At 38.4% G+C, this 26567-nt stretch carries 34 protein-coding genes and 1 pseudogene; 12 read left to right on the top strand and 23 right to left on the bottom strand.

What is annotated here, in order from left to right:
• The first annotated feature begins 98 nt into the window (after nt 1-98).
• The 5 genes from QQL36_RS21110 (at nt 99) to QQL36_RS21090 (ending at nt 2563) form a co-directional block, all read left to right on the top strand.
• Nucleotides 99-422 carry a hypothetical protein gene (locus QQL36_RS21110; protein WP_143709066.1) on the top strand — a complete coding sequence of 108 codons (324 nt, stop codon included), beginning with the start codon at nt 99-101 and terminating at the stop codon, nt 420-422.
• A 340-nt stretch (nt 423-762) separates the two neighbouring features.
• A complete protein-coding gene (locus QQL36_RS21105) occupies nt 763-1005 on the top strand; it encodes a hypothetical protein (RefSeq protein WP_083729019.1) in 243 nt (80 codons plus the stop codon).
• An 8-nt stretch (nt 1006-1013) separates the two neighbouring features.
• Nucleotides 1014-1475 (top strand): hypothetical protein, encoded by a 462-nt coding sequence (locus tag QQL36_RS21100; RefSeq protein WP_083729021.1) that lies wholly within the window; start codon nt 1014-1016, stop codon nt 1473-1475.
• 217 nt (nt 1476-1692) lie between these two features.
• Nucleotides 1693-2025, top strand: coding sequence for a transposase (locus QQL36_RS21095; protein WP_321566443.1), 333 nt, complete (start codon nt 1693-1695; stop codon nt 2023-2025).
• Complete coding sequence (locus tag QQL36_RS21090) at nt 1985-2563, top strand: DDE-type integrase/transposase/recombinase (RefSeq protein ID WP_321566679.1); 579 nt, start codon at nt 1985-1987, stop codon at nt 2561-2563. Before QQL36_RS21095 ends, QQL36_RS21090 begins: the two co-directional genes overlap by 41 nt.
• Nucleotides 2564-2577: 14 nt before the next feature.
• Here QQL36_RS21090 and QQL36_RS21085 read toward each other — a convergent pair whose 3' ends face one another.
• Together QQL36_RS21085 and QQL36_RS35740 are read right to left on the bottom strand one after the other, a co-directional pair.
• Nucleotides 2578-3066, bottom strand: a complete 489-nt coding sequence (locus QQL36_RS21085; RefSeq protein ID WP_415751079.1) for a transposase — start codon at nt 3064-3066, stop codon at nt 2578-2580.
• A gap of 13 nt (nt 3067-3079) precedes the next feature.
• Complete coding sequence (locus QQL36_RS35740) at nt 3080-3238, bottom strand: DDE-type integrase/transposase/recombinase (RefSeq protein WP_415751034.1); 159 nt, start codon at nt 3236-3238, stop codon at nt 3080-3082.
• A 166-nt stretch (nt 3239-3404) separates the two neighbouring features.
• On the opposite strand from QQL36_RS35740, the gene istA reads away from it, so the two are divergent.
• Nucleotides 3405-4979 (top strand): IS21 family transposase, encoded by a 1575-nt coding sequence (gene istA, locus QQL36_RS21080; RefSeq protein WP_321566678.1) that lies wholly within the window; start codon nt 3405-3407, stop codon nt 4977-4979.
• Nucleotides 4980-5039: 60 nt separating this feature from the next.
• Complete coding sequence (gene istB / locus QQL36_RS21075) at nt 5040-5798, top strand: IS21-like element helper ATPase IstB (RefSeq protein ID WP_321566677.1); 759 nt, start codon at nt 5040-5042, stop codon at nt 5796-5798.
• Between the two features lie 120 nt (nt 5799-5918).
• Here istB and QQL36_RS21070 read toward each other — a convergent pair whose 3' ends face one another.
• Together QQL36_RS21070 and QQL36_RS21065 are read right to left on the bottom strand one after the other, a co-directional pair.
• Nucleotides 5919-6260: an IS3 family transposase gene (locus QQL36_RS21070; protein ID WP_321566676.1), complete on the bottom strand. Its 342-nt coding sequence runs from the start codon at nt 6258-6260 to the stop codon at nt 5919-5921.
• Complete coding sequence (locus QQL36_RS21065) at nt 6220-6552, bottom strand: transposase (protein WP_321566443.1); 333 nt, start codon at nt 6550-6552, stop codon at nt 6220-6222. The genes QQL36_RS21070 and QQL36_RS21065 overlap by 41 nt, the downstream gene beginning before the upstream one ends.
• A gap of 104 nt (nt 6553-6656) precedes the next feature.
• On the opposite strand from QQL36_RS21065, the gene QQL36_RS21060 reads away from it, so the two are divergent.
• Nucleotides 6657-6995, top strand: coding sequence for an integrase core domain-containing protein (locus QQL36_RS21060; RefSeq protein WP_321570556.1), 339 nt, complete (start codon nt 6657-6659; stop codon nt 6993-6995).
• Between the two features lie 753 nt (nt 6996-7748).
• On the opposite strand, the gene QQL36_RS21055 is transcribed toward QQL36_RS21060, so the two are convergent.
• Nucleotides 7749-8660, bottom strand: coding sequence for a hypothetical protein (locus tag QQL36_RS21055; protein ID WP_321566675.1), 912 nt, complete (start codon nt 8658-8660; stop codon nt 7749-7751).
• 355 nt (nt 8661-9015) lie between these two features.
• Nucleotides 9016-9336: a hypothetical protein gene (locus QQL36_RS21050; protein WP_083730485.1), complete on the bottom strand. Its 321-nt coding sequence runs from the start codon at nt 9334-9336 to the stop codon at nt 9016-9018.
• A gap of 420 nt (nt 9337-9756) precedes the next feature.
• On the opposite strand from QQL36_RS21050, the gene QQL36_RS21045 reads away from it, so the two are divergent.
• Entirely contained in the window at nt 9757-10092 is a 336-nt protein-coding gene (locus tag QQL36_RS21045; protein ID WP_321566674.1) for a transposase, read from the top strand.
• Nucleotides 10082-10510, top strand: a complete 429-nt coding sequence (locus QQL36_RS35735) for a transposase (protein WP_415751078.1) — start codon at nt 10082-10084, stop codon at nt 10508-10510. Before QQL36_RS21045 ends, QQL36_RS35735 begins: the two co-directional genes overlap by 11 nt.
• 31 nt (nt 10511-10541) lie before the next feature.
• Here QQL36_RS35735 and QQL36_RS21040 read toward each other — a convergent pair whose 3' ends face one another.
• The 17 genes and pseudogenes from QQL36_RS21040 to QQL36_RS20965 form a co-directional block, all read right to left on the bottom strand.
• Nucleotides 10542-10862 (bottom strand): hypothetical protein, encoded by a 321-nt coding sequence (locus QQL36_RS21040; RefSeq protein WP_321566673.1) that lies wholly within the window; start codon nt 10860-10862, stop codon nt 10542-10544.
• Between the two features lie 449 nt (nt 10863-11311).
• Nucleotides 11312-11638: a hypothetical protein gene (locus QQL36_RS21035; RefSeq protein ID WP_083730291.1), complete on the bottom strand. Its 327-nt coding sequence runs from the start codon at nt 11636-11638 to the stop codon at nt 11312-11314.
• Nucleotides 11639-11641: 3 nt separating this feature from the next.
• A complete protein-coding gene (locus QQL36_RS21030; protein ID WP_321566672.1) occupies nt 11642-11965 on the bottom strand; it encodes a hypothetical protein in 324 nt (107 codons plus the stop codon).
• Between the two features lie 87 nt (nt 11966-12052).
• Nucleotides 12053-12589 (bottom strand): hypothetical protein, encoded by a 537-nt coding sequence (locus QQL36_RS21025; protein ID WP_321566671.1) that lies wholly within the window; start codon nt 12587-12589, stop codon nt 12053-12055.
• 64 nt (nt 12590-12653) lie between these two features.
• Nucleotides 12654-13238 (bottom strand): hypothetical protein, encoded by a 585-nt coding sequence (locus QQL36_RS21020; RefSeq protein WP_321566670.1) that lies wholly within the window; start codon nt 13236-13238, stop codon nt 12654-12656.
• A 1163-nt stretch (nt 13239-14401) separates the two neighbouring features.
• Nucleotides 14402-14986: a hypothetical protein gene (locus tag QQL36_RS21015; RefSeq protein WP_083730287.1), complete on the bottom strand. Its 585-nt coding sequence runs from the start codon at nt 14984-14986 to the stop codon at nt 14402-14404.
• Nucleotides 14987-15457: a hypothetical protein gene (locus tag QQL36_RS21010; protein ID WP_083730286.1), complete on the bottom strand. Its 471-nt coding sequence runs from the start codon at nt 15455-15457 to the stop codon at nt 14987-14989. It abuts the gene before it with no gap.
• A gap of 57 nt (nt 15458-15514) precedes the next feature.
• Nucleotides 15515-15715, bottom strand: a pseudogene (locus tag QQL36_RS35730) (hypothetical protein); the annotation flags it as partial.
• A 46-nt stretch (nt 15716-15761) separates the two neighbouring features.
• Nucleotides 15762-16382: a LamG domain-containing protein gene (locus QQL36_RS21005; protein ID WP_143709172.1), complete on the bottom strand. Its 621-nt coding sequence runs from the start codon at nt 16380-16382 to the stop codon at nt 15762-15764.
• 95 nt (nt 16383-16477) lie between these two features.
• Nucleotides 16478-17134, bottom strand: a complete 657-nt coding sequence (locus tag QQL36_RS21000; RefSeq protein ID WP_083730284.1) for a hypothetical protein — start codon at nt 17132-17134, stop codon at nt 16478-16480.
• 5 nt (nt 17135-17139) lie between these two features.
• Entirely contained in the window at nt 17140-17853 is a 714-nt protein-coding gene (locus QQL36_RS20995; protein ID WP_321566669.1) for a hypothetical protein, read from the bottom strand.
• 1018 nt (nt 17854-18871) lie between these two features.
• On the bottom strand, nt 18872-19264 hold the full coding sequence (locus QQL36_RS20990) for a hypothetical protein (RefSeq protein ID WP_321566668.1): 393 nt from the start codon (nt 19262-19264) through the stop codon (nt 18872-18874).
• A gap of 231 nt (nt 19265-19495) precedes the next feature.
• The gene (locus QQL36_RS20985) at nt 19496-20725 is read right to left on the bottom strand and encodes a transposase (RefSeq protein WP_321566410.1); all 1230 of its coding nucleotides are present in this window, start codon (nt 20723-20725) and stop codon (nt 19496-19498) included.
• Nucleotides 20726-20886: 161 nt separating this feature from the next.
• On the bottom strand, nt 20887-21516 hold the full coding sequence (locus tag QQL36_RS20980; RefSeq protein ID WP_179091280.1) for a hypothetical protein: 630 nt from the start codon (nt 21514-21516) through the stop codon (nt 20887-20889).
• Entirely contained in the window at nt 21440-22003 is a 564-nt protein-coding gene (locus QQL36_RS20975; protein WP_083727791.1) for a hypothetical protein, read from the bottom strand. Before QQL36_RS20975 ends, QQL36_RS20980 begins: the two co-directional genes overlap by 77 nt.
• Nucleotides 22004-22200: 197 nt before the next feature.
• Nucleotides 22201-22527 (bottom strand): hypothetical protein, encoded by a 327-nt coding sequence (locus tag QQL36_RS20970; RefSeq protein WP_083727793.1) that lies wholly within the window; start codon nt 22525-22527, stop codon nt 22201-22203.
• Nucleotides 22527-25931: an RHS repeat-associated core domain-containing protein gene (locus QQL36_RS20965; RefSeq protein WP_321566667.1), complete on the bottom strand. Its 3405-nt coding sequence runs from the start codon at nt 25929-25931 to the stop codon at nt 22527-22529. Before QQL36_RS20965 ends, QQL36_RS20970 begins: the two co-directional genes overlap by 1 nt.
• Here QQL36_RS20965 and tnpA point away from each other — a divergent pair.
• Entirely contained in the window at nt 25889-26206 is a 318-nt protein-coding gene (tnpA, locus tag QQL36_RS20960; RefSeq protein WP_143709051.1) for an IS66 family insertion sequence element accessory protein TnpA, read from the top strand. The genes QQL36_RS20965 and tnpA overlap by 43 nt on opposite strands.
• The gene (gene tnpB / locus QQL36_RS20955; RefSeq protein WP_083727799.1) at nt 26203-26562 is read left to right on the top strand and encodes an IS66 family insertion sequence element accessory protein TnpB; all 360 of its coding nucleotides are present in this window, start codon (nt 26203-26205) and stop codon (nt 26560-26562) included. Before tnpA ends, tnpB begins: the two co-directional genes overlap by 4 nt.
• Nucleotides 26563-26567: the final 5 nt, after the last annotated feature.

Raw genomic sequence — 26567 nt, 5'->3', positions numbered from 1 at the left:
TGGACAGGAAAAAAGTAAAGAAGTTAACATAGAGGGTAATAGTTATACAGTTTTGGGAATATGATTCTAGGATAGGTAGGCAATGAAATCCAGATCCAGTGTCCAGACCATTCATTAGTGATTATAGCATCGTTGGATATAATCCTCTTATCAATGTCGATCCAAATGGGGCGTTGTTTTTTGGACTTTGGGGTCCCACTGCTGCAGAAAGAAGGCCTGCTCAAGCTTATACTAAAGAATATGGTGGAGAGGTTAGAAATATGTGGTTTGGGAAATTACATGTTAACTATAATTATGCTACACGGGGAGAAAATGGCGAATACGTAATTAATAATACAAATCAGTCTTTTAGACCAGATGGTCGTCTTGAAACAGGTTCAATTATTGGCAATCATACTTTAGACGAAACATCCAATTATTGAAATTCTCATTATGTAGATCAAGCAGGGAAGACTCAAGAACTTAAGGCTTCTGGTAGAGCGGAATATTTTCCTCTTAAATCTTATTTTGTTCCTTTTGCCTCCGGTTTTAAAAATTTTCAAAGCATATCGTGCAACAAAATATTTAGATTTGACAGGCACTGCATCGGTTCAAGTTGCTTCGGAGGTCGATTTTTCTACTAGCAGTAAATTGTTAGCAGGTTACGGAAATGATGAAATAGTTTTGGAAAGTATGGCTAATTTGCCATCTAGAAAAGGATGGTTCGATGTCGTAGTACATGGAGCTAAGAATTGAGAAGAGTTAATTTTTAATGGTCAACGAATGAGTGTTGAAGAGTTGTATTCGAAAATGCTTGCTGATGGCTATCAACCAGGTACTCGTATTCGGTTGATGTCCTGTTGGTCCGGTTCATTAGAAGGGGGAGCTGCTCAACGATTGTCTACAATGTCTCAAGGAATGGTTGTGGCACCTACAAGGCCGATGTTTGTAGGGTATCCTGGTTCTTGGTTTCAGTTAGGTAAACCTATAGTTCCACGAGGTGTTTTTAAAATATTTAAACCTTAATATGAAATATGAATGCTGTCGGTTTTTTGCAAATTCATGATCCGCATATTGCATGCTCTAGAAAAATAAATTCTCTTTTTTCTGATAGTTTGCTTGATAAAGAAAAGTTATTTGAAATTTGTAATTATCTAGAAAGTGGAGTTTCGATAGTTCGTTATATATCCAATTTATACGATGAAGATGGGGAATTAATCGGCCCTAATATTATTTATACAGATGGGCTTTGGATATGGCCGAGTTATTACTCTTTTTATTTGAAAAAGTATCCTCAAATATTAATACCAGATGACTTACAATTTCACATTGGTTTAAATGCGGGAAAGATATTTATCATAAGTAAAGGCGAAAAAAGATATATAGAATACATAACGAGTAAAATGCTGGGTCTTAAGTTGCCTGACAATTATACACTATCAAATGACATTATTAATATTATAATTGAAAGAGGAGATACAATTACTTGTTATTGAATAGGTAATCTTTGATGTTACTTTAAAGTGGAGGCCACGGGATTTATTCTTAAATTGGGAGCGTTTAATTACTTTTTTAATAAATTATGGTGCCATTTGATTATACTTTAGTTGAGGGGGAAAAGATTATTATAGACAATAGCTCCTATTGGGGAGTATAATACTCCCCAAAAATCGGACAGTAAGTTTAAGTGGAAAAACATCTTAAATTTACGATATGAACAAGGGAAGAAGAAAGTTCAATGCAGCATTTAAAGCGAAGGTAGCAGTAGAAGCCTTAAAAGAACAACTCACACTTGCAGAGCTGGCTGAGAAGTATGATTTACATCCCACTCAGATAACGGAGTGGAAGAAACAGCTGTTATCAGGCTCTGAACAGGTATTTGATCAGGGTAAGAAAGCTGATTCTGAAGCAACAGATCACCAGGAAGAAAAGGATGAACTATATAAGCAAATCGGTCAACTCAAGGTAGAGAATGACTGGTTGAAAAAAAAATCTGAACAGGTCTATGGGAAGAACTGGAAGGATGGCTATAGTAAGCAAGGATGATACGGAGCTTAGCATTGTACGTCAATGTCAATTGCTTGAAGTATCCCGTAGCAGTCATTATCATGAGCCTAAAGGAGAGAGCAAACAAAATCTGGAGCTGATGGCTCAGATTGATCGTCTCCACCTTGAACATCCTTATTTCGGGGCTGTTCGGATGGCCAAACATTTGAGTACAGATGATCTGGTTGTCAATGTGAAGCGGATTAGGCGCCTGATGCGAAAAATGGATATTTCGGCCATATATCCGGTTCCCAATACGAGCGAGGCATATAAATACCACCAAAAGTATCCATACCTGCTAAAGGGGCTTAATATTGACAGGAACAACCAGGTTTGGAGCATGGATATCACTTACATTCCGATGGCGAAAGGTTTTATGTATCTGTGTGCGATTATAGACTGGCATAGCCGGTATTTGCTATCCTGGACGCTAAGTAATACCATGACTGTTGATTTCTGCCTGGAAGCCCTTCAAAAGGCCGTTTCCATCTATGGCACTCCTGAGATCCTAAACACAGATCAGGGAAGCCAGTTTTAGATACTCCCCATTTATTAGACAGCAATAGGTGGGTTATTAATTAAAGAATCAAATCTATTACTACTATTATAAACTTTCTCTTTTTTTGTTACTTTTTTTCTCTTTGTGAATTGCTGTGAATATGTGGATAACTTATCAGCAGCGCCATAAACATCAGCAGGAGTAACATATCCAAGGCTTTGATGTTTTCGTTCCCAATTATAGAATTCCACATACCTGTGAATTCCTTTGTATAATTCCAGCGTGCTGTCGTAAGCATTGAGATAGATGTTCTCGTATTTGATGCTACGCCAAAACCTTTCAATACAAATATTATCTGTAGCTCTTCCAACACCGTCCATGCTGAATTTGATCTCAGCATTTAATACCGCTGAGGTGAATTCCTCACTGGTAAACTGGCTTCCCTGATCTGTGTTTAGGATCTCAGGAGTGCCATAGATGGAAACGGCCTTTTGAAGGGCTTCCAGGCAGAAATCAACAGTCATGGTATTACTTAGCGTCAGGATGCCACTAGCGTCAGGATAGCAAATACCGGCTATGCCAGTCTATAATCGCACACAGATACATAAAACCTTTCGCCATCGGAATGTAAGTGATATCCATGCTCCAAACCTGGTTGTTCCTGTCAATATTAAGCCCCTTTAGCAGGTATGGATACTTTTGTGTAATCGGCAATTACAACTACACAATTTTCGGCGAATAAGCCTGCAGAGTTTTCGGCAGCAATGCTGCCGAAGAAACGGCAACAACGATACATAATTTTCGGCAGCAATAATGCAGAGGTTTTCTCATCCTTCCCGGAGAAGAATGCCACATTAGCAGGGAACTTAAGTTTCCTGTCATGATGAATGCTTATTTAAAGAAAATTATGATGTATCAGAGTATTAAAGAACTACACGAACAAGGCTTTTCAATAGCCAAAATTAGCAGTACTATTGGTATTAACTGGCGGACGGTAAAGTCTTATCTGTCCATGACCCTGGAAGAATACAACCTGTTTATAGAGAAAAGAGCACAACGTCAAAGAGGATTGTCTGTTTACGAATCTTTTGTTAGGGAAAAGCTGGAGAAATACCAGGATACATCATCCGCTCAAATGCATGACTGGCTCAAAGAGAACTTCCCTGAGTTTCCTAAGACAGCCATTAGGACCATGTTTGATTTTGTAATGTGGGTACGTCGCAAATATAATCTGCCTTATATCAAACCGCTTAGAGAATATGAAATGTTGGAAGAGTCTCCTTATGGGAAGCAGGCCCAGGCTGACTTTGGAGAATATAATCTCCGCAATGGAACTGGTAAAAGGGTAAAGATATATTTTATCGCCATTCAACTATCCCGATCCCGTTATAAATATATCTGGTTTATTGGTAGGCCTTTCACGACTGAATTGGCTATTATGGGCCATGAACAGGCATTTTCCTTCTTTAAGGGCATCCCGGAACAACTAGTCTACGATCAGGATAAGGTCTTCATAGCAGATGAAAACATAGGAGATATCCTTCTTACAGATGCATTCCGGGCATATACCAGAGAAAGACCTTTTGAGCTACATTTCTGTCGAAAATCCGACCCGGAAAGTAAGGGGAAAATTGAAAGCGTTGTCAAATACGTTAAAAGAAATTTTCTGTATAACAGATGCTTTATCGATATAGAAAATTTAAATGAAGAGGCTTTACAGTGGCTAAACCGCACAGGAAACAATATGCCTCATGGAACAACAAAGTTACTTCCTAATGAAGAATGGCTGAAAGAACAACCATACCTGAGCGCTTTACCAGAGTTTATACAAACTACCAGTCCTGAAATTTACATGGTCCGTAAGGATAACACCATCTCTTATAAAAGTAATTTTTATTCGTTACCACTGGGTACTTTTAAAGGAAAAGGAACTGCCGTAGTAGTGGGTGTTGATATGCATATTTACCTGATTATATCCAACTTACAGGGGGATATATTATGCAAACATATGATCGCTGTTGGCAAAGGACAGAAAGTACTAAATACTGACCACAGAAGAGATAAAACCGTTAAGATTGACAAGTTGATTAATGAAGTCTGCGGTTTTTTGGAAGACGATGCAAATCGGGGTAGACAATTTTTAGAGACCATACGAGAAGTGAAACCACGTTATATAAGAGACCAGGTGCTGTTGTTCAGGGACACTATTGATATTTCGGACAAAGTGAGTGTTGGCGAAGCATTGACATATTGTTTGAACAATAATATTCAAAGTGCCAACGACTTCAAATCTATCGTAGAACAGCAGTTGAAAGTAAGAAGAGCAACATCCATCCTTAATTATCAGTCTATCCAGATGAATCCATTAAATGGAGAATTACCCCCTGTAGCTTTAGCAGAACCTGCTAAAAGTTCAATCGAAGATTACATAGATCTTTTTAGCAAACAATCTTGAATCTCTGTCCGGACGACTTACGCAAGCATATTTTATGTATACACAAAATAAAAATCAATCATGGAAAAGAAACAAACAATTAAACAGTATTGCCACCAGTTTAGGTTGGGCGGGATTTATAACCAAATCGATCAACTGGTATCAGCTGCGGAAGCAGCTGGTATTGGTTATCTGGAATACACCGTTAACCTGTTAAAAACCGAAGCGGTACACCGCGATTATAATGATACTCAAAAACGTCTTAAAACAGCACAATTACCCCGATCCAGCGACTTAAACCTGTTCCAGTGCAAGAATGATAGCGGATTGTCTAAGGCTCGCTTAAATCAGCTTAGAGAGCTTAACTGGCTTGATCAGGTTTATAATATTCTTCTTACGGGGCCCTCTGGAACGGGTAAATCCATGCTGGCCGCAGGTCTTTGTGCAGATGCGGTGCAAAAGGGATACAAAGCCTACTTCAGGGATATGGAGGGACTTATCAACATGTTCAAAATGAAAGATTTTTCTGCTTCCGCTAAGATTGAATATAAGAGATTATCCAAAGCCCATTTAATCGTTATAGATGACCTGATGTCGTTTCCTATTGAAAAAAATCATGCTGTCTCATTTTTTAATTTTTTCAACAGTACCTATGAAAAAACAGCCTTTATCATCACTACCAATAAGAACCCCGCAGAATGGGCTACTATGCTCAATGATGAGGTACTGGCAACCGCCTTACTGGACAGATTATTATTCCAGTGTGAAGTAATAAATCTAACAGGAAAAAGCTTCAGACTGGAAAATAGGAAAACAATTTTTGAGCTTACAAACAAATAAATAATACATTTACCTCACTCTGCAGTATTGCTGCCGTTTTTTAGGTATCATTGCTGCCGAAAATAATGTACCATTGTTGCCGAAAACTCTGTATTTATATCTGCCGAAAACTCTGCATTGTTATCTGCCGATTACATTTTGGTGGTATTTATATGCCTCGCTCGTATTGGGAACCGGATATATGGCCGAAATATCCATTTTTCGCATCAGGCGCCTAATCCGCTTCACATTGACAACCAGATCATCTGTACTCAAATGTTTGGCCATCCGAACAGCCCCGAAATAAGGATGTTCAAGGTGGAGACGATCAATCTGAGCCATCAGCTCCAGATTTTGTTTGCTCTCTCCTTTAGGCTCATGATAATGACTGCTACGGGATACTTCAAGCAATTGACATTGACGTACAATGCTAAGCTCCGTATCATCCTTGCTTACTATAGCCATCCTTCCAGTTCTTCCCATAGACCTGTTCAGATTTTTTTTTCAACCAGTCATTCTCTACCTTGAGTTGACCGATTTGCTTATATAGTTCATCCTTTTCTTCCTGGTGATCTGTTGCTTCAGAATCAGCTTTCTTACCCTGATCAAATACCTGTTCAGAGCCTGATAACAGCTGTTTCTTCCACTCCGTTATCTGAGTGGGATGTAAATCATACTTCTCAGCCAGCTCTGCAAGTGTGAGTTGTTCTTTTAAGGCTTCTACTGCTACCTTCGCTTTAAATGCTGCATTGAACTTTCTTCTTCCCTTGTTCATATCGTAAATTTAAGATGTTTTTCCACTTAAACTTACTGTCCGATTTTTGGGGAGTATTATAGTTTACCAGTGAGGAATTCACCTCAGCGGTATTAAATGCTGAGATCAAATTCAGCATGGACGGTGTTGGAAGAGCTACAGATAATATTTGTATTGAAAGGTTTTGGCGTAGCATCAAATACGAGAACATCTATCTCAATGCTTACGACAGCACGCTGGAATTATACAAAGGAATTCACAGGTATGTGGAATTCTATAATTGGGAACGAAAACATCAAAGCCTTGGATATGTTACTCCTGCTGATGTTTATGGCGCTGCTGATAAGTTATCCACATATTCACAGCAATTCACAAAGAGAAAAAAAGTAACAAAAAAAGAGAAAGTTTATAATAGTAGTAATAGATTTGATTCTTTAATTAATAACCCACCTATTGCTGTCTAATAAATGGGGAGTATCTAAGAGAAACTATTTTTAAAAATTGTAATATTACTATTAATGTAACCTCCAAATTCTTAGTCACGCGCAATCTTTCCTTTATTAATTCAAAATTAATATTCAAAAAAAGATTCACAAATTATTGCTGGGCTGACTGTTTCTTTGATAGCTGTTCTTTTGAGGGGCAGTTATCAGGCAATGATTTTGGAAATTGGCCATCCTATTTTGTTCGGGATGACGAGAAGAGAATAGGTGATATTGTTAATTGTGATTTTTCAAAATGTGATTTGGCTTCTTGTCGTATTTTGGATAGCAGTGCAGAAAGTAATAGATTCCCGGAATGGCCGAATTTCACTTTGTTTGATCCTGCGTTGCATGTTGAATTATTAAGATCAATCAAATGGCCTGATAATTTTGATTTTTTATTTGAGGGGCTAGATGATGATATTGGGACTAAAATATCTTCCGTAAGTTGGAATTTTAAGTATTTAACAAAATATACAACATCTTATAAAGTATATGATATGTTGAATGAGCTACCATTTGCAAAATTATGATACGGGGATGTTTTTATTATTAGAATGATGAATTCTTTAGAATATAGATATGCCTTGTATGGAAATAGAGTTTGCAAAGGGTATAATATGTTACTAAAAAGTTGCTCTTTTATTGTAGAATGCGGGTCTGCAACCTGTATTTCAGGAATGTTTATCGTTTACGGCAAACATAGCTCTATAAAGATGTTATTCATCTTGTCCATTAAAATTCCGGATGGTTAATTATCTTCTTATAATTTTCATTTAAAAAAACAAAAGCCCAAGCTTCAAAAATTTGATAGTAATGTAAAAATAGTTCCAATACCAACATTATATATTTATGGCTTCGATGGACAGTTTCATGATAATTTGTAACTATGAAAGTTCGTGTGTTAGGATCATTAAATATTATTGGTTCATCTCTATTGAAATCACCAATAACAACACCATTCAGTGCCTTACTAATAATAGCAATCTGGTCATAAAAAAACATAAATGATTTATTACTAAGAAAAATTAAGGATTTAAGGTCCGTTTGTAGATTAATTTTAATTTTCTTTCCGTTGATTTTAAAAATTAAGTCGGGGAAAATATAGCTTTCAATTCCCTTATAATACATATCGTTTCTATTGGTATCAAAAATTAGTGAAACATTCTCAAAAAGAACCTTTTCAAATAAGGAAGACTGACGTTTATCCCTGGTAAAACCAGATAAGGAAGAAAATAAAATACCATCAAGTATTTCAACGAAATTACCTCTTATATAGTAATAAGGACGAGGAAAAGAAGCCTTAGCATCTTCAAATGAAGAATATTCATCTTCTAAAAAGAAATTAAATCTATTAATGTCTTCTTCTTTAATATATCTGAATACATGCTGAATATTATCTAATTCTTCGATTCTGCAAAATCTACCTATTGAGCTTCCCTTACTATTTATTTTTATATAATCAAAACCTAATGGTCGCATATTTTTGTGCCAATCTAGAAATTCTTCAAGGGAATTACCTTTATAAAATAATCTATTAACTATTCCGGTATATGGCAATGACTTTTTAAAATCCTCAATCAGAAGTTCATGATACTTCGGAATAGCTGGATTGATAAATTCATTTATAAAACTTACAAAGTTCATGATTAATAGTTTACGTAAAAATTTAAAGTGGTATACCTTCAGGAAAAAATTCCGGAAATTCTGGCAAAATTTGAGGCAATACTTCAGGAACAGAAAATGGCTTTTTCGGCAAGTCCCTTGATGGATCGTGTGTACGAGTACCTGAAGGTACAGGAACAGGTCTTAATTGTTTTGCCGTGTGATACATAGCCCGGTCGCAGGATTGGTAATATAATAACTAAATAAATAACTATAATCATTAGAAAAAAGTTGTAACCCATCAGGAGGAATAGGAAGGTAGACCAAATTATCTGTGCCCTTCCTAAAGGGTCCTGCCTTCCAACCGCTGTTGGCTCATCTCTCGTACTCGAGCCTCCTAAACCAGCTGTATCACCTTTAGGATCAATATACGAAATTGGATTACAAAGCCGCTAACATACCCCTGTGCTCCAGAATCCATAAACACGGGCAACTGTATCTCATCCGCCAGTAAGTAACGGCAATTGTTACAGCCTATAATGGCCTCTTTAAAGGATACATAACCTCCGGAAGGCGCTGCACCAGGTACTGTACTCGCTCCATTCGGATGATCCAAATCACCACCCGCCTTACATACCTGCAATAATTTTGTACGCAGCGAATGCGCCTTTGCAACATAAGCTGTGCTGTTTAAACAACCCTCACACGGCTGTGCCAAAACAGCTCCATATATGTAGTTATATTAGCAACCCTACAAAAATTTATACTCAGCTTTATAAAAGGCTGTTTTTATCTCTTGCTGGTTTATAAAATAGTCCAGTAATTCGAGCAATACTATATTCCTGAAATTTTATATCTTAACTGAGTTTGGCTTAAGAAACTTACAATTTAAAGGGTAGTTCTATAAGAGTGCTCTCGGTACCGGGAGGTCCTGTAAAAATAAACCGATAATAAGAAGCATAATTCTTACCACCAACTGCTTCTATAACTTTGTTTCTAAACATTAAACTTACTGAATAGTCACTATTAATTTCTTTTGAAATTATCGTATATTCTAAGAACATGTTTAAAAATAAATCGGCGGGAAATTAGTTGAAAACGAATCGATCAATTAGTTTGGATTTACCAGAAACAAACTATGAGACCGAAGTACACATTATTGACCGATTCGCAATGGCAAAGTATAGAAAAATTATTAACAGACAAAAGAAAGCGTAAATATTGTCTTCGAAAGATATTTAATGCTATTCTATGGATCTGCAGAACGGGTTGTCAATGGCGCAATTTAAGCAGCGAATTCCCTTACTGGCAGATTGTTTACTATTATTTTAACAAGTGGAAGAAAAATGGATTCTTTGAAAAGGTTATGAGTAAGGTTGTAAGAAAAGAACGAATGATGCAGGGCCGAAATTATGCACCTTCTGCAGCAGCGATTGATAGCCAGAGTATAAAAAAGTCCATTTATAAATATTGAAACAGGCATTGATGGCGGAAAGCATATTAATGGACGAAAAAGGCACCTGGCGGTGGATAGTCTGGGCTTACCAATAGCGATCAGTGTCAGTGCAGCAGATATTCATGACTCAGTAGGTGGATTTGACTTATTGTGGAGAATAGAAAAAAATAGTTCAAGAATGAAGCTTATTCGTACTGACATGGCCTACAGGGGTGAATTTAGTGACACTGTTGAAAAGTACTATAAATGGAATATAGAAATAACTCAGAAACCGCCGACAGTAAAAGGTTTTGTTCCACAAACCGGTAGGTGGCAGGTTGAACGATCATTCGCGTGGCTGAATTTTTTCAGAAGGTTAGATAAGGATCATGAAAGGCTACCTGAATCATCTGTTGCATTCATCCAGGTAGCTTTCATTAATATACTTCTAAAATGAGTCGTTTGGAATTTTAAACATGTTCTTAGTATCAAGAACTCGGAAATATTTGTTTAAAGGATCTTGTATAACCTGCATTGGAAAAATAACTTTCCTGTTCATTGGGAATATAATATTCAATTCCAGATTCATTTGCCTCCTTAAACTCAAATAAGCTCTTTGCATAGGCTTTAAAGTCGGACAATTCAAACGTTGAATCTGTTATTATAATCGCATCCTTCATGATTTTTTTAGAAGTTATATACTCAATTAAGTCTTTAATGTTTCTGAACGCCATAATATTATTTGCTTTCATACTTTTTTCAACAGCTCCATCATAATAAGTCCTCGTGATCTGCGCATCATTCGTCATTAGCTAGATTCAATACATCTCCAAAAGCAAGATTGCAAGCATTGTCAGAAAGTAAACAACTAAATTGTCTACCACCCATAGCTTCATTCTGTCTTGGACTCTCAAATTGTACACCCTTAATTAAATAAATTATATCTCCTTTTATTAATCTCATATTAACCATCGGAACAACAGAATTGGGGAAATTCAAAACTGCAATTAAAAATGTCTCGCCTTTACCGCACCCTGGCCGGCATGCCTTACAAGCGCACCTGATGCGGTGTGTAATAAAGATACATCAGGATGTCCCGGCAGGTGCCATAAAGGTGATATGCCATCTTTGACACGAGCCTTCAGATATTTCCCTATACCAATGGGAGTAGCTACCCGATGACTAGGCCGTATATTTTAAAAAACAACTTAGGTATACTTCTACCCAATTCGCGTTTATTAAAAAAGAAAAAATTGACCTATAATTGGTGAGGTAAATTCCAAAAATAATCTAAATCAACTTTATAGGTTTCACTTGTAAGTACCTTCCCATTATATAACTCGCGAACAATAAATTTCTTTTCCCAAAGAAAAACCAAAACTTGAAACAATTCTTCCTTAATCTTAAATAAATTATCCAATTCCTTACCACTAACAGTTATCCCTACCCCATCAAAACTTTGCAAATTTGAGGATACTACAGGAAAAATGTTTACAAAACGTCTTGGCATTTCACTAATAGACCTTAAAATTTCATAAAAATCAGCCGTATCATCAATGCTTGCTATAATATTGAACATTGCCATATACTAAGATTTAAATACGATAAAAAACCTGACTTTGCCTATCAATAGATATAAAGATTCTATTAATCTCTTCTCCAATTTTTTAAAATCAACTTTAGTTTCATTTTGCCCCCTAACATCAAACAGCACAGTAACCAACGTACCTTTAGGTATATCCTTAAAGGCCCATAAAACCTGGCTCAATGTGTAACGAAATATATCTTCTAAATCATTTTGTAAGAATGAAAAATTTAAAATTATTGTCGCATTCCTGTTTTTAATATTATAATAATCCAAATACGGAAAGCCCCAATCTAATGAATATATATTTAAAAATTCTGCATTCATATTTAATTAGTTTTAAATTCGATTGTAACGCCTGGCGTTCTGGTTTGAGTTAGAACCTGGCTTTTAAAGGCCATCTGTTGAATTTTACTAACAAATTGACCACGAATATCTATAATAATACGTTGTGTATTGCATGGCCGCTACTCCCTGCTGGTAACCAAAACCGCTAACATAACCCTGTGCTCCAGGGTCCATAAACACGGGCAACTGTATCTCATCCGCCAGTAAGTAACGACAATTGTTACAGCTATTCTGCAAACTCGTAAGTTCTGCCTCTGTCAGCGTCATCGCAGCACCAAACTTATTTACAAGGAACTGATAAAATCCGCCCGCTGCGTTATTATATTCCTGCGTCAGTGCTGCCAGCCTTGCACAGATACTACTATCTGTCTTTTGAACAGAGACATTCGTCGCCTGTAACTTTACATTGTATGGATAAGGTGCATCCATTAACCACGGGTTACAAAGCATATCCAGCGAAGTAATACCCAATCCCCCTTTGATCGCCTCTTTAAAGGATACATAACCGCCGGAAGGCGCTGCACCAGGTACTGTACTCGCTCCATTCGGATGATCCACATCACCACCCGCCTTACATACCTGCAATAATTTTGTACGCAGCAAATCCGCCTTTGATGCATATATTCCTGAAACTGCATATACTTAACTGAGTATGGCTTAAAGATGCCTACAATTTAAAGGGTAATTCTATATGAGTACTTTCTGGCTCACGATGAGTAGGAAAAACGAATCTATAATAGTCAGCATATTCATTTCCTCCAACTGCTGCAATAACTTTCTCCTTGAACATCTTATTGACCCCAAAATCATTTGTTATTTCATTAGGTATTATCGTATATTCCAAGTAAATCCTAAGATAACTAAGGAATCCAATCTCACTATCAGCTATATAGGTATACTCACCCTCAATATCATCAAACAAAATCACTTTGCGGTTAACCAAATCAACACCAATATCAAAATTATAACTATCATCACTTCCAAACAATACAAACCGTTCCTCCACATACAATGGCATTATAAATCGAAAATGGGGTAATACCTGAATTACATCCACTAAGTTGCTATTTCCCAATAGTTCGACAAATATTCCTTTAGTATCATTTCTTTCCATTTCCTCCATCTTATACTTAACTAAAATTTCACCAAAATCGCTTTCATCCGGCACAAGCGAATCATATATTGCCCTTACCTGGGAAAATACTGCATACTGATAAATAGAAATAAACTCTTTTATAGCTAAAGCATCCATCTATTGTAATTTATTTGTAAATGTGTTGTGTGCTTTGTTAGCAGGTGCTTCCTCTGGTTTCACCATTTCTATGACATTTACTGGCATAAATCCCTTTGAGCCATTTTGCTGGAGAAAGATTACAGCATGTGTCACCTTCTTGTTGATTTTTGCGGACGCTGTTGAAGCATCCTGATAAAATGCTTTATGGGTGGGATTTGTTCAATCCATACATCGTCAACTTCTGGCGCCTTTCCATTAGCAATCCATGCCAAATTTCTTGGGCTATTACAGGCATTAAAACATTTTGATCGGTAAGTTTCCTTTGATTTCCACCCTTTTTCATAATAGTGGTTTAAAAGTGAGACAATAATATAAATACGCCTTTGGGCAGGATGGCTAAAGACTATATATACTCACATGCGGGATGTTGATGGGACAAACCCCAACTCACCGATATATTTGCGTCTCATTCCACAGCCATGCTAAACGCCGGGCTTAATACACCAGGTTAAAAACGGCTTACTACGGGGCGTAATACAAAATTATAAAGAAATATCTTCACCCCAGGTAAAAGGAGCTAAAAACGGCATTGAATAATAATCTGGAACATGATTGTTAAATCTGAATCCTATATATCTTTATTGTTAAAGAAAAATCCTATTGTAATAGATAGATTTCTAAAACCGTTACTTATTGAGTTGGCTGTCTCTCACATTACCAAGATGTATTTTAAAGATCCATAGCTCTATAAAGATGTTATTCATCTTGTCCATTAAAATTCAGGATGGTTAATTATCTTCTTATAATTTTCATTTAAAAAAACAATAGCCCAAGCTTCAAAAATTTGATAGTAATGTAAAAATAGTTCCAATACCAACATTATATATTTATGGCTTCGATGGACAGTTTCATGATAATTTGTAACTATGAAAGTTCGTGTGTTAGGGTCATTAAATATTATTGGTTCATCTCTATTGAATCTTCCTCTGCGAAATGCCATTCAATTCTTAACCCTTTTGCCGCAGCTACTTGTCTTTCTGCCTGCTCCAATAGTTTCGTTTGTGCCCAACCTTTTTCAAACAAGAAAGCATACTTGCCTTTTGCATCAAGTGCTCACTCCAATGGAAAGATTGATATCATCACCCGCCTTACAGACTGTGGTAATTTGGAACGAAGCAATGCTACAATTTAAAAGGGAACTTTATTGAACTCGTTTCAGGATGATCATCATTTTGAAATACAAATCTGTAATAATCAGCATATTCATTACCTCCAACTGCCGTAACCACACTCTCCCTAAACATCAAGCCAACTCCATACTTATTTTTTATTTCATTTGGCATAATCCTATATTCCAGATAAATCCGAAGATAACTAAGAAATCCGCTCTCACTATCAGCAATGTAGGTATACAACTTGTCCATATCATCGAACAAAATTACTTTTCGGCTAACCAAATCAAAACCAATATCCAAATTATAATTACTATCGCGACCAAACAATACAAACCTGTCCTCTACATAAAATGGTTGCTCAAAGCTAAATTGTGGTAACACCTGAATTACCTCTACTAAATTGCTATTTTCCAACAGTTGGACAAACATTCCTTTAGTATCATTTCTTTCCATTCCCTCCATCTTATACTTAACTAAAATTTCACCAAAATCGCTTTCATCAGGCACAAGCGAATCAAATATTGCTCGTACCTGATAAAATACTGCATACTGATAAATACTAATAAACTCCTTTAATTCTAATGCATCCATCTATTGTAATTTATTTGTAAATGTGTTGTGTACTTTGTTTGTCGGCATTTCCTCCGGTTTTATCATTTCGATAACGTTTACCGGAGTAAACCCTTTTGATCCATTTTGCTGAAAAAATATTACTGCATGAGTCACTGTCTTATTGAGTCTTGCGGACGCCTGCGCGGCATCCTGATAGTAGGCATTCCACCCTCCTACCACAAATGTCCCTGGACCAGCTTGTGAGAGGTTGAAAAACTGAAAATTTGCCATCTCATTTTCCGATGCGTAATAAATTCCGACAGTTCCTGGACGCATAGATCCAGTTCTGGAATTATTACCACGAGCGAAACGAACCACTTGTTGATAATCCTTCTGACCAAGTCCGACCTCCACCATCATCAACTCATCTTCATGCCATTTAGCATCAGTAAAATCACCTACCAATAAAGGATCTTGACCGTATGTTTGCTGGTAAACTGTTAGCATCATGCCTAAAATACTTACTGCTCCTCCAAACTTATGCCAAAGAGAAGTAAATCCTTTCCCTCAATGTAATTGTTGTGGTAACGCAAGCCCTACTTTGTTTTCCTGATTTAGATGGTGTATGTCCAACGTTTGTCCCTTAAAAGCTTCGAATGCTGGAAACTGCCTTACAAATTCGGCATCAGCTTTAGGTGAGAAACCATTATCCATAGCATATTTGTTTGAATTACTCCAAGTGATTGATGGGTTATTATTACGTATCTGATCCCAGCACCATGGAGCATTCTCTTTTAATTAGTCGATTTAATCCCTATACCCTTAGACCACCATAGTAGCTACTTACCCCCGCATCCGGCGTACGCTGTTGCGTTATTCCATTCAACGACTGATAACCATATGACGTCGCCAGCGTATGGGAAGGATACACAGATGTAAACTGCATCTCCACCGTACTCCCCGCTGCTCCACCAGTAGGTAGATTATACCGCCCCCAATAACTCAATGCTCCATTCAACACTGAATCATACGCCGGACTTAACCCCAGACAAAGTACCGCCGCATTCGCCGCTATCTCCGCCCCCGACAATAGCCTGTTGTATAACCGAAAATGTTTTAGCGTACTCAAATTCTCAGGATAGATAACCCCCGACACTGTATTCGTCAACGTCCACCCACAACCACCTGCCGGGGCCCCTGCACTCAATGGACACAATACCCCATTCACATACACCGCCAGGTCTCCACTGTTCAACCCCTGACCCTGCAATACCACATGGGTCCACTGCCGTAACGGTAATATCGCCTGCAGATCTGCCACCAAATGCTTTGATATAGCAAAATCTATAGTCGCACCATCCACCGCCGGTGCCATCGTATAAATGGACATATACAAATAACGACCACTGATACAGGTATTAAACAGGTATTTCAAAGAGAAGGGCCGACCTTTTTGGTCAGCCCCTCTTCTTTATCTCGCAGCTTGTTTGATGACAAAGACGATAAGTACTCTTCCCGTGAAAAACTTTTCTATTGGCTTATGACTTTTTTCCAATAGTTACTTAACTGTGGTATATGTTCCAGAACTATAACAATTCTTCCATCCTTATCGTCAGTAGCTTCAAATCCTATAAGTCTGCCATTGAAGGTGTCTTCAAGGTTAGGGATTATGTGTACGACCTTACTATTTACATCGGAAAGAACAACGGTTATACGGGCACCTTTCAACGAACTATTTGAATTGCCTACATACCTGATTACTTTGCATGGTTTGTGGTTAATAGTTGTATCAGTTGCTGTGTACTTTTCACCATTGTAAAGCTTACGTCTGAAATTAAGCCCCATTTTGGGGGCGGTGAATGGAAGATCTGCTTCTTTTTTATAGACTAAATCTTTTCCAATATCTTGAAATTGATGTTTGTCAAAATTGATTCGGTAGTATGTTTCAAGGCTATAAGAAGTTGTCACTCGATTGTCGACAATAAGATCTTCACTTTTCATTACCTTTTCAATACCTATTCTGTTATAAACAAATATCGAATCTCTAAGTAATACACTCATCTTACCAGTAACAGTGTGTTTGTTCCATACTGTATAAACAAATACACCATTATCGGCCTTCTGTTGTCCCTTGGCTAACAAAGGAAAGAACAAGATTAAGGATAAGAATAATTGAATAGTATTCATAGAAATTAATAAAATACTGAATTACGACCATTTGACACAATCACAGCGCCAGCATTGAAAATTCTGGTTCCTATACCTTGTACGTCAAAGATAGCGCCTGAGAGAACTCCTTGTACAGTCGAATAAGCTGTATAACTACCTTTATATTGGTCACATGCAATTTCGGTCCAACTTGTGCCGACTGAAATTCCTACGATATGTGACCCTGCATGCGTCAGGGCATTAAATGCATATCTTATAGATAAGTCCACAGTTGGCCCGCCATCACTGAGTTCACATCTTTCTGTTGCCATAATAATATAAGTAGATATAGAACTTGACAATACTGTCCAGTTATAAAGCATTGAAAATCCATAAGGGCCGGGGCCGGTTGTGTAAAATGCATCCGGATCATCATTAGGATTAGCAAGAGGCTGCATGCTTCCTGCTATGTCATAGGCAGTTGGTCCAGTTTCATCGGCAATTTTACTATTTTCATTTGTTTCAGTCGCTGGATAAATTTGATCATATAATATCTTTCTATCTTCAGCAGAGGCTGTATCCAGGAAATTTACAATACTCACCAAACTTTCCCTTGTTGGATCGGCAATGTCGAAATTCTTAGCAAGAGTGGCAATGGTAGACGAATTTAAGGTTTGTGGGGCAGGATTGCTGGCATCCTTTTTACATGCTGCAAATGTTGCCATAACAAATGCAAATGCCAGGTACTTTTTCTTCATAATTAATAGTATTTAGGTTAATATAAAACTCATGAGTCTGGGTCTTAAAGATTTCATAGCGGGTAAACGTATTGATCTTAAGATGTTGGGTATATGTTGTCCTACTAGTAAAGAACTAAAGGGTGCATTTGTGCCCCACGTCAACGAACGTTATTTTAAAGAAAACGAACTATTTAATTAAAAATTTAATGATTTGCCGTACGGAAAAAGGATTCGAGGGATTTTTATTTGAATCTCTCTCATGCTGTACAATATGCCTTTTTAAGGCATTGTGCATTCCAAAGTATAGAAGGTGAAGAATATTCAATATTCAGTGTCTAATACGGTGATATTGGGCCAGTTAAAACGGTTGATCTTCCCATACACCGTCCACTTAATATTAACTATACTATCCCTGACATTGGTAACCAAGTTATTAGCCCCATCCTCCGCCGGTGCCATCGTATAAATAGACATATACAAATACCGCCTACTGATCCAAGTATTAAACAGGTACTTATTCCCCTTGTAGTATCAAGTACCTGAGCTACCGGGGATAGTAAAAGGTAAAGATGGGATGGATTTGACTGTGGGTTTAATACACAGAATTATAAAGTTATTGCTATAGTGTAATATTCATCAACGGGAGAGATCAGAGTGCTGTAAAAGTTGAGATAACGGACATAACAAAAACATCAGCATCTCTGTAGTAATAAAGCCAGAGATCACAATTGTGACACAGTCTAAGTTCACGGCTCCTGAGTTACATATTCATATCTTAAATTTTAAAGGTTGATTAAGAGAAATTCATCACCAACCCTGAAGAAACCCGGATATTGAAAAGACATTCAATAGTTCATTAGGGGAGTGTAAAATATTTTGTGTAAACTCCTTCCCCATTGTTTGAAACCCTGCCGGGATGGGGAAGGGGGAATGTCGCGGCAGCAGCGCCTTCCCCGGTTTTGGGACCTATTGAGATAATTCACCACCATAGGCCATTAACACAGGAAATTTTACAGTCTCTTCATTAGGATACTACTTATTTATTCTTTTTTCTTACCCATTCTAGAAAATTAAATGAATTATTTTTTTCGTAACTACTTAGCACCCTATTGGCAGTCAAAAATCTCCAAAACTCATCTTGCTTTTTTCTATTTTCTTTTAATGAAGAAGAGTCATATAATTCAAATAACTCAACATAAACATTTTTATCATATTGAATAGGTTTCGAGTACTTAAAGCCCATTATAGTTTTTAATTCAAGAATTGGATTATACCCCTCCCCAAACCACATTTTAGGCGCAGCCATAAAGGTTACCCCCCTAATTTTCCGAGCATCTGAACCTTTTCCGGATGTTCCATCTGTGGAAAGCCAATTCACTTCATCTGGATTATAACAAAAACAGTATATCAGACTAGCATCATATCTCATCTTATTCAAAAATTCACTATTCAATAAAAAATTTATATTATTATTACACCACTCTATAGAACAAACATACCCTATATTCAGAATTGAGTCAGGGTCCGCATTAATTGAAAGATTCAACCAATTTCCTGGAGCGCCCGGTTCCCATAATTTTTCTTTAATTCTAATACCTGTAATCTCATTTTCCTTTGAAAATAAATTAAACAGGTCATTACTATCAATAGTTAGGTAGTTTTAAGCGGCCAAATTTCCTATATCCAGGCACTTTTGATATAGCTTTTTTATTTTATTACAATTCAAGTCCAGTGGCAAGTTTGAGAAAATTCGGTCAGTTAAAAATCTGTTGTACCATGCCATTTTAATATTTCTCATAGAAAAAGCACCTCTATGTTGATCTGGTAGTTTCATCCAAAATAACACTTTGGCCAGACCCACAGTAGCAAATGCCATATTGAAATGGAAGTGTAACTTTTTCTCACTTCTTGCCTGGCATTCCTCCAAGCCCCCATGTTGCTTTGCATCACGGATAAGAAATTCAATCTGGAAGCGCAGTTGATAATAGTTGAGTATCAACTCTGGTTTTAGTTCGATATCCGTACAAAGAAGTATTTCATATTTACCCGTGACCTTTTCTTCTATGTATACAATTCTAACCTTGCATTTAAGAATAGCAGACCAAACTACACCACTATAATAAACAGCGTCATTATCTACAGCAAATTCCCTGATTTTTCGCTTATCAATACTGCCACAACTAACTTTATCTCCATGTATCCTGGGACGTCCAGGTCCTGTAGACCTTGGCCCATTGTATACATAAATCAGATTGGCATCGGATCTCATCTTTGTTACAATATGCAATCCTTCCTTCAATATTGGTAAAATAAACTCTTGTTTCATGAAATATGAATCGACTGCTAAATAATCGACCATACTTTTTAAGGTCAGCACTTCTGATTTTATAACATCCACGTAGTGATCAACCCTACTCATTCCCTTCTCATCAAGTGTAGTCTTATCAGGAGTTTGAACTACCTTTAATGGGAAAGCAGTTCTGGCATCGACATCTATTATTGCCAGACATCCTATCTCAAGACCTTTAACAGCTTTTTGATCTTTACCACTCCAAAATTTACCCAGACCAGGAGTATGCTTTCCAGACTTTGGCAAATAAGTTGGGTCATAAGCAGCAATGAGATGCTTACCACTGTTATCCTTAATCAAAGAACTATTAAAGCCTCCGAAATCAAATTCCTTTTCCATTTGCAATCGGATGCTTTTCTCACAATAAGTACCAAAACGGCTAAGATTGGAGATGGTATATCGAACAGGCAAACATAGCCAGACCTCAAATAGCGAAATCATAAATTTGTATTGAGGTTTGGTTATTAGGGGCAATTCATTTAAAATTGCACTAACAAGGTGTTTCACCTTGCCAAAGGCTTTGAGATTGGTACTAGTCATACTTCCTCATTGCCTTTTTTTTATTTTGGTATCAGCTGGAAAGCTCTTTTATTTATCTACATCTATTTTCCACAGCATCGCTGTGGAAAACTTACCGGACTATTGTTTTAGCTAAAGTCTCCATCTATTGTAATTTATTTGTAAATGTATTGTGTGCTTTGTTAGCAGGTACTTCCTCTGGATTTACCATTTCTATGACATTTACTAGCATAAATCCCTTTGAGCCATTTTGCTGGAAAAAGATTACAGCATGTGTCACCTTCTTGTTGAGTTTTGTGGACGCTGTTGAAATAAGACAAATAGCAAGTACACCCAAAAGCTACTAATTTATCTCCATTCTGTACAAGGGAATAGCCATCGTCTCCATTGTTATAACCAAACTGCTTTATCCATTGAGTGCTACCCTCAGCTGAAACAACACCGATCATTCCATCAGTAAAACTACCATAAAAATTAGTTTTCCCGATAAAGGCATAAGAGCTATCCGTTTGCTGTATCACATCCTGACCTACTTCTCCATTTGCTGTGTTAAATCCTAAACGCTTACTCCATACCACCTTTCCGGTATCATTGGTCTTCACAAGCCACATATCTCTTGCTGCAGTTTCCGTATTGGTAACCGTACCTACAGCAATATAACCACCGTCAAAGGTGGGCTTCATCCTGTTAAAGTACTCATTGCCATTGGCCTTATATGTCTTCGCCCACACTACATTACCTACAGAATCCGCTTTGAGTAGATTCCTGATCGCTACCGGTAGTGGTATAACCAGCCATGATGTACCCGTCATCCTGGGTCCGCTGCATATCGAGGATCATATCTTTATCATCGTTGCCATACGTATGCAACATGCCATTATTCACACAAACTGTGCTGTCTTTGGAACTATATAATGTACAGGTATCCCCGATAAATGTCAGGTACTCCCATGCCTGTTTGGAGAAGCCGGTATGGTTATTCATGTAAGCAGCGAATAGGGAATTCACCTGTTGTTGCATGGTGCTATCCCCTTCTTCTTTTGTTGGTTTTAGTGAAGGATAGGTTGATTTAAAACTGGTATAAAGATCATTGATAGTTGTACAGGATGCACATGCAGCCTTTGTATTACATTGAATGATCGCAGGGATAGTGATCGCGGGTGTCACATAGGTACAAGCTGCGTTGTCAGGATCACAGGCAGACAATAATGGATCCAGCTGAAACGCTGTTAATGTTGTACTACGGGTGCGATTTAGATAAGCGGCAGTGTGATTTTTTTTTAGTAAGCTCCTTCCCATTGTTTGAAACCCTGCCGGGATGGGGAATGGTGCGGCAGCAGCGCCTTCCCGGTTTGGGTCCTATTATGATAAGTCACCATTATAGGCCGTTAGCACAGGAATTTTTACGGTCTCAAAACTATTAAACGGTCCCTTTTTATATTTTAAGGAAAAGGGACCGTTTAATAGTTTTGTAAACTTTCAGGTCAACCCTTCGGCTATTTTGGCTTCCTAATCTTCTTCAATGCCTTATCTAATAATTTATAATCATCCGGAGAAATTTTTCCATCAACTACCTTGTCTGTCCATTTTCCATAAACTGCCTTTACAAATTGAAACCCTTCTGGCGTCAAATCAGACGCCATTATTTGGGTATCATCAGTAACCTCCTGATCAGCTACAAGAATTGGATTATTTAACAATCCATTTGCAAACATATAATCAATAATACTTCGGAAATACTTATAAATTATGGTACTATCAAACTCATAATTTCTAGGTTTCTGAGTGTGCCAACTAGCTTTATCAATTGGAAAATCTTTCATTATTTACGTCTACTAAATTGTGTTACAATATCTTGAACCGGATATAATATACCTTTTTTACCAGGTGCTTTAATATATGTACCGCCTACCGCTCTAATACGTCCTTCTTTTTGCGTCTGAAGAGTTTTGTCAGCTGTCAGACTGGTTACTTCCACTAAATTACTCACTTTATCTTTCATCACAACACTAAAATCAATTCTCCTTCCTGTTCCCGTAACAGGATCTTTAACAATTTTTCCATTTGCATCACGCAAATATCGTTCCCTCCAAATTTGTGCATCAGGATTTTGTTCTACCAGGCTCTCAAATTCAGCTTCTTCTCTTGCTGTACCATCCACCTTATTTTTTATTGCTGCCGCTAATACAATTGTTGAAGAATTAAGTTTAAGGTTTACCGCATTGACAGCAACAGCCTCTCCGCTACTAGCAAAGGCTCCTCGGGGTGCTGCACCTGTACCACCAGATACACCATGTAATAATGTTGTTATTAGGGTCGCATTATCGTAATAACCAGCGTAATCATCATTTATTCCAATGCTCTCCGCTGATCTATTCAAAAGGCCAAAACTATAATTGCTAAGATTTCCATTTATAGAACCTGCTAATGTGGACATCGTTGCATTATATGCCACGCCTTGCCTATATCTTCCGGCCTCTGTCCAACCAGTAAGTCTACCTTCCTGTACAAATTGGCATGCATCGCAAAATGCGGCTTGCATATATTCCCACGTATTCGTAGGAGCATGATCTGGCAAACTAAGCCAACCAGGCCAATCAGGCCACATTCCAAGCGCATCTATAAAAGTAACTGGGTTATTAGCCCCAAAAATATAAGGAGAATTATTTGGATAGTTCTTGGTTAATGGGTCAATAGACAAAAATTTCCCTACTCGAGAATCATATGCCCGAGCTTCAAACGCAATCTCATTCCCCTCTCCCTTCACCTCATTATCATTCTCCTTCCCATTAAACCCATACCTATACCCTCCCAAACTCCACTTCCTATCCCCCATCCCCATCCCAAAAGGATAATAATCCCCAGCACTCATCACCTCCGCAACATAATGATCACCTTCCGGAAGACCCTTATCACTCACCGTCACCAACACATTCCCCAAATGATTCACCAACTCATACCTCCTCACTCCCACCTTATTCCATGTCGAATCCACTTCTCCACCTACTACCAATCCAGGCTCCCACAATCCCAATCTACTACTCCCATACAAATGCTGCTCCTTCCAGTACTGATCACTCCCGCCTCCAACATTCCCATATACCGCCAGCACATTCCCCGCCGCATCACGTACATACCACGTCTTATCCGTCACTCCGCCATGCGTATAACCTTTATACACCCTATTCCCGCCCGCATCATACCTATATTCCAAAGAACTTCCATCCCCCTTCATAATCCCACTTATCTTCCCATACACCGTCCACTTTATATTAACTATACTATCCCTAACATTAGCAATCAAATTACCAATATTATCATAAATATAATTATTTACCCCCTGACTTGAAACATCCTCCGTATAAGGATCACCCGCAATACTATCCAACACCTGTGTTAACCTGTTACTACTCAAATACCCCTGACCATCCCGCGCATACACATACTTCAAACTATCCATCTGCAACTGCTTGCCATCCGCCCCACTCCCATACCGCGTATACCGCAATATATTCCCATTCCCATCATAACTGATATCCTCCTTATAAGCATTACCAACCGATAAAACATTCCAGCTGGCAGCCCCATTAACCAGCGAATGCTGACGCATCGCCGTCAAACGGTTCAACTGATCATACCGGTAAGAATACCCAACAGGATTCCCGGAATTGATTTTTGAAAGCGCTAATGTGCTCCTGCTGATATTCCCATTATACAAATTCCGCCCCATCACATCCCCCGTCTGTCCAACCCATTTCAAACCTAATGAATTCGTATCAACAATCGCCTTATAATCCCCCGCATAATAATCCAGGCTATATGCATACGCATCCCGCGCTATTGCCCCTCTTATGCCCCCTATCACCCCATCACGACCCATATCAGTACCTGCTGTCAGATAGTTCCCATTCACACCCTTTAACCACCCCTGCAAGGTATACGCATAATCTACTCCCTGCACCAGCTCCATATCCCCTAATTCCATCCTTGCCAACGGTCCATGCAGATAATAACGATACCCCGCATCTGTCTTCGGATTCATAATCTCCCAGCCATCTGCCGATACACTATCTATTCCACTACCCGCCTTCGTCAACCGGTTCTCCGCATCATATTGATAATTATAATAAAACCGATCTGCCCCACCACGCTGATAACGAACCTTATTCACCTTGCCACTTACAAGGTCATATTGATAATCCACCCGTTTCACCCCCAGATCCTGCACCTGCTGCCACAACGTCTTTACATTCCCTATCTGGTCGTAACTATAATAGCTCGCCTGCAATGGCGTACTTCCCGCATCCTGGTAAGTAGTGGCCGCCACACGCTTACGCAGGTTCTCCTGGTTCAACCCCGCTGCTGCATACGCCTCATCATAAAATGTTCTCGTTATCTGTGCATCACTTCCCGCACCCAAAAATACCTCCGGAGAAGACATAAATATCTCTGATCCTGTAAGGCTAGCTCCACTCTTCTCTCCTACCTCTATCACTCTCCCCTGTGCATCATACTTTGTATAACTATACCTTCCTGTAGCCCCACCATTCACAGGCACCACCTGCTCCGCATTCTGCGACGTCACCAACCTACCTAACCTATCATACCAGTAACTACTCACTCCCGCATCCGGCGTACGCTGTTGCGTTATTCCATTCAACGACTGGTAACCATAAGACGTCGCCAACGTATGCCCCGGATACACCGCCGAAAACTGCATCTCTACCGTACTGCCATCCCCCGTAACAGCAGGCAGATTATAACGCCCCCAATAACTTAACGACTTTGTAAGCACCGTATCATACGCCGGACTTAACCCCAGACAAGGTACTGCCGCATTCGCCGCTATCTCCGCCCCCGACAACAACCTGTTGTATAACCGAAAATGCTTCAGCGTACTCAAATTCTCAGGATAGATAAACCCTGACCCCGTATTCGTCAACGTCCACCCACAACCACCTGCCGGGGCCCCTGCACTCAATGGACACAATACCCCATTCACATACACCGCCAGGTCTCCACTGTTCAAACCCTGACCCTGCAATACCACATGGGTCCACTGCCGTAACGGTAATATCGCCTGCAGATCTGCCACCAAATGCTTTGATATAGCAAAATCGTAAACCTCTAACGAGGGGAGTCGCTGCCATGATTCGATACTGATATACCTTGGCCCTAAAAAAGATGAACAGTAAAACGAAAAAGACTTCCCATTCCAGATACTCATCTGAGGAGATCATCATTTTGTTGGAGCAATTTGATCGGAATAATGTTAGTATGAAGACATTTTGTGCTGATAAAGGCATCAGTCAGGCTACATTTTTTAATTGGCGCAAGCGATATTTAAACAGGAGAGTAAATAATAGTAGTTTTATAGAACTCATCCCTTCTGCTCCGGATGTTGAGGTTCCGCAAAGTACAGGTTGTTTATTTGCCGAATTCAGGGGTATCCGTATTTATCAACCGGTAAGCGCGGCTTATTTAAAAGCGTTGATATCATGAGTGCTATTATTGTTTTGACAGATCGACATCGTTATTTTTTATATACCCAGCCTGCAGATATGCGAAAATCATTTGCGGGACTTTGTGGAATTGTAAATAACATTATGCAACTTCCGATATCAGATAATGACGTGTTTGTATTTTTGAATCGTGATTTTACGCATCTGAAGTTGTTGTTGCATGAATCAGCCGGATTTACCTTATTATGTCGAAGACTTGATAAAGGACGCTTTAAAGTTCCTGATCCAGGTATTATTTCCGGACCGCTGAAATTAAGTGCAGCAGAAGTAATAGCGTTGATAAAGGGACTCACATTTTACCGACATAATGGTAATAAAAACCCTCCTGCAGAATAGACAGA

The sequence above is a fragment of the Chitinophaga sp. LS1 genome (genome assembly GCF_034274695.1).
Taxonomy (GTDB): Bacteria; Bacteroidota; Bacteroidia; order Chitinophagales; family Chitinophagaceae; genus Chitinophaga.
Note: the sequence above shows the minus strand (reverse complement) of the source record. Positions and strands in the feature narration are given on the sequence as shown.

What these genes read in the sequence shown, in the direction of transcription:
- QQL36_RS21020 (WP_321566670.1), bottom strand. Translation starts at nt 13,238, where the DNA reads ATGGATGCTTTAGCTATAAAAGAGTTTATTTCTATTTATCAGTATGCA.
- QQL36_RS21030 (WP_321566672.1), bottom strand. Translation starts at nt 11,965, where the DNA reads ATGAATGCAGAATTTTTAAATATATATTCATTAGATTGGGGCTTTCCG.
- istA (WP_321566678.1), top strand. Translation starts at nt 3,405, where the DNA reads ATGATGAATGCTTATTTAAAGAAAATTATGATGTATCAGAGTATTAAA.
- QQL36_RS20970 (WP_083727793.1), bottom strand. Translation starts at nt 22,527, where the DNA reads ATGAAAGATTTTCCAATTGATAAAGCTAGTTGGCACACTCAGAAACCT.
- QQL36_RS20995 (WP_321566669.1), bottom strand. Translation starts at nt 17,853, where the DNA reads ATGAAGAAAAAGTACCTGGCATTTGCATTTGTTATGGCAACATTTGCA.
- QQL36_RS21000 (WP_083730284.1), bottom strand. Translation starts at nt 17,134, where the DNA reads ATGAATACTATTCAATTATTCTTATCCTTAATCTTGTTCTTTCCTTTG.
- QQL36_RS21015 (WP_083730287.1), bottom strand. Translation starts at nt 14,986, where the DNA reads ATGGATGCATTAGAATTAAAGGAGTTTATTAGTATTTATCAGTATGCA.
- QQL36_RS21045 (WP_321566674.1), top strand. Translation starts at nt 9,757, where the DNA reads ATGAGACCGAAGTACACATTATTGACCGATTCGCAATGGCAAAGTATA.
- QQL36_RS20975 (WP_083727791.1), bottom strand. Translation starts at nt 22,003, where the DNA reads ATGGGAAGGAGCTTACTAAAAAAAAATCACACTGCCGCTTATCTAAAT.
- QQL36_RS21065 (WP_321566443.1), bottom strand. Translation starts at nt 6,552, where the DNA reads ATGAACAAGGGAAGAAGAAAGTTCAATGCAGCATTTAAAGCGAAGGTA.
- QQL36_RS21105 (WP_083729019.1), top strand. Translation starts at nt 763, where the DNA reads ATGAGTGTTGAAGAGTTGTATTCGAAAATGCTTGCTGATGGCTATCAA.
- QQL36_RS20965 (WP_321566667.1), bottom strand. Translation starts at nt 25,931, where the DNA reads ATGAGTATCTGGAATGGGAAGTCTTTTTCGTTTTACTGTTCATCTTTT.
- QQL36_RS21055 (WP_321566675.1), bottom strand. Translation starts at nt 8,660, where the DNA reads ATGAACTTTGTAAGTTTTATAAATGAATTTATCAATCCAGCTATTCCG.
- QQL36_RS21095 (WP_321566443.1), top strand. Translation starts at nt 1,693, where the DNA reads ATGAACAAGGGAAGAAGAAAGTTCAATGCAGCATTTAAAGCGAAGGTA.
- QQL36_RS21010 (WP_083730286.1), bottom strand. Translation starts at nt 15,457, where the DNA reads ATGATGCTAACAGTTTACCAGCAAACATACGGTCAAGATCCTTTATTG.
- QQL36_RS21090 (WP_321566679.1), top strand. Translation starts at nt 1,985, where the DNA reads ATGGGAAGAACTGGAAGGATGGCTATAGTAAGCAAGGATGATACGGAG.
- QQL36_RS21100 (WP_083729021.1), top strand. Translation starts at nt 1,014, where the DNA reads ATGAATGCTGTCGGTTTTTTGCAAATTCATGATCCGCATATTGCATGC.
- QQL36_RS21040 (WP_321566673.1), bottom strand. Translation starts at nt 10,862, where the DNA reads ATGACGAATGATGCGCAGATCACGAGGACTTATTATGATGGAGCTGTT.
- QQL36_RS21035 (WP_083730291.1), bottom strand. Translation starts at nt 11,638, where the DNA reads ATGGCAATGTTCAATATTATAGCAAGCATTGATGATACGGCTGATTTT.
- tnpB (WP_083727799.1), top strand. Translation starts at nt 26,203, where the DNA reads ATGAGTGCTATTATTGTTTTGACAGATCGACATCGTTATTTTTTATAT.
- QQL36_RS21070 (WP_321566676.1), bottom strand. Translation starts at nt 6,260, where the DNA reads ATGGGAAGAACTGGAAGGATGGCTATAGTAAGCAAGGATGATACGGAG.
- QQL36_RS20980 (WP_179091280.1), bottom strand. Translation starts at nt 21,516, where the DNA reads ATGACGGGTACATCATGGCTGGTTATACCACTACCGGTAGCGATCAGG.
- tnpA (WP_143709051.1), top strand. Translation starts at nt 25,889, where the DNA reads ATGAACAGTAAAACGAAAAAGACTTCCCATTCCAGATACTCATCTGAG.
- QQL36_RS20990 (WP_321566668.1), bottom strand. Translation starts at nt 19,264, where the DNA reads ATGAGATATGATGCTAGTCTGATATACTGTTTTTGTTATAATCCAGAT.
- istB (WP_321566677.1), top strand. Translation starts at nt 5,040, where the DNA reads ATGGAAAAGAAACAAACAATTAAACAGTATTGCCACCAGTTTAGGTTG.
- QQL36_RS20985 (WP_321566410.1), bottom strand. Translation starts at nt 20,725, where the DNA reads ATGACTAGTACCAATCTCAAAGCCTTTGGCAAGGTGAAACACCTTGTT.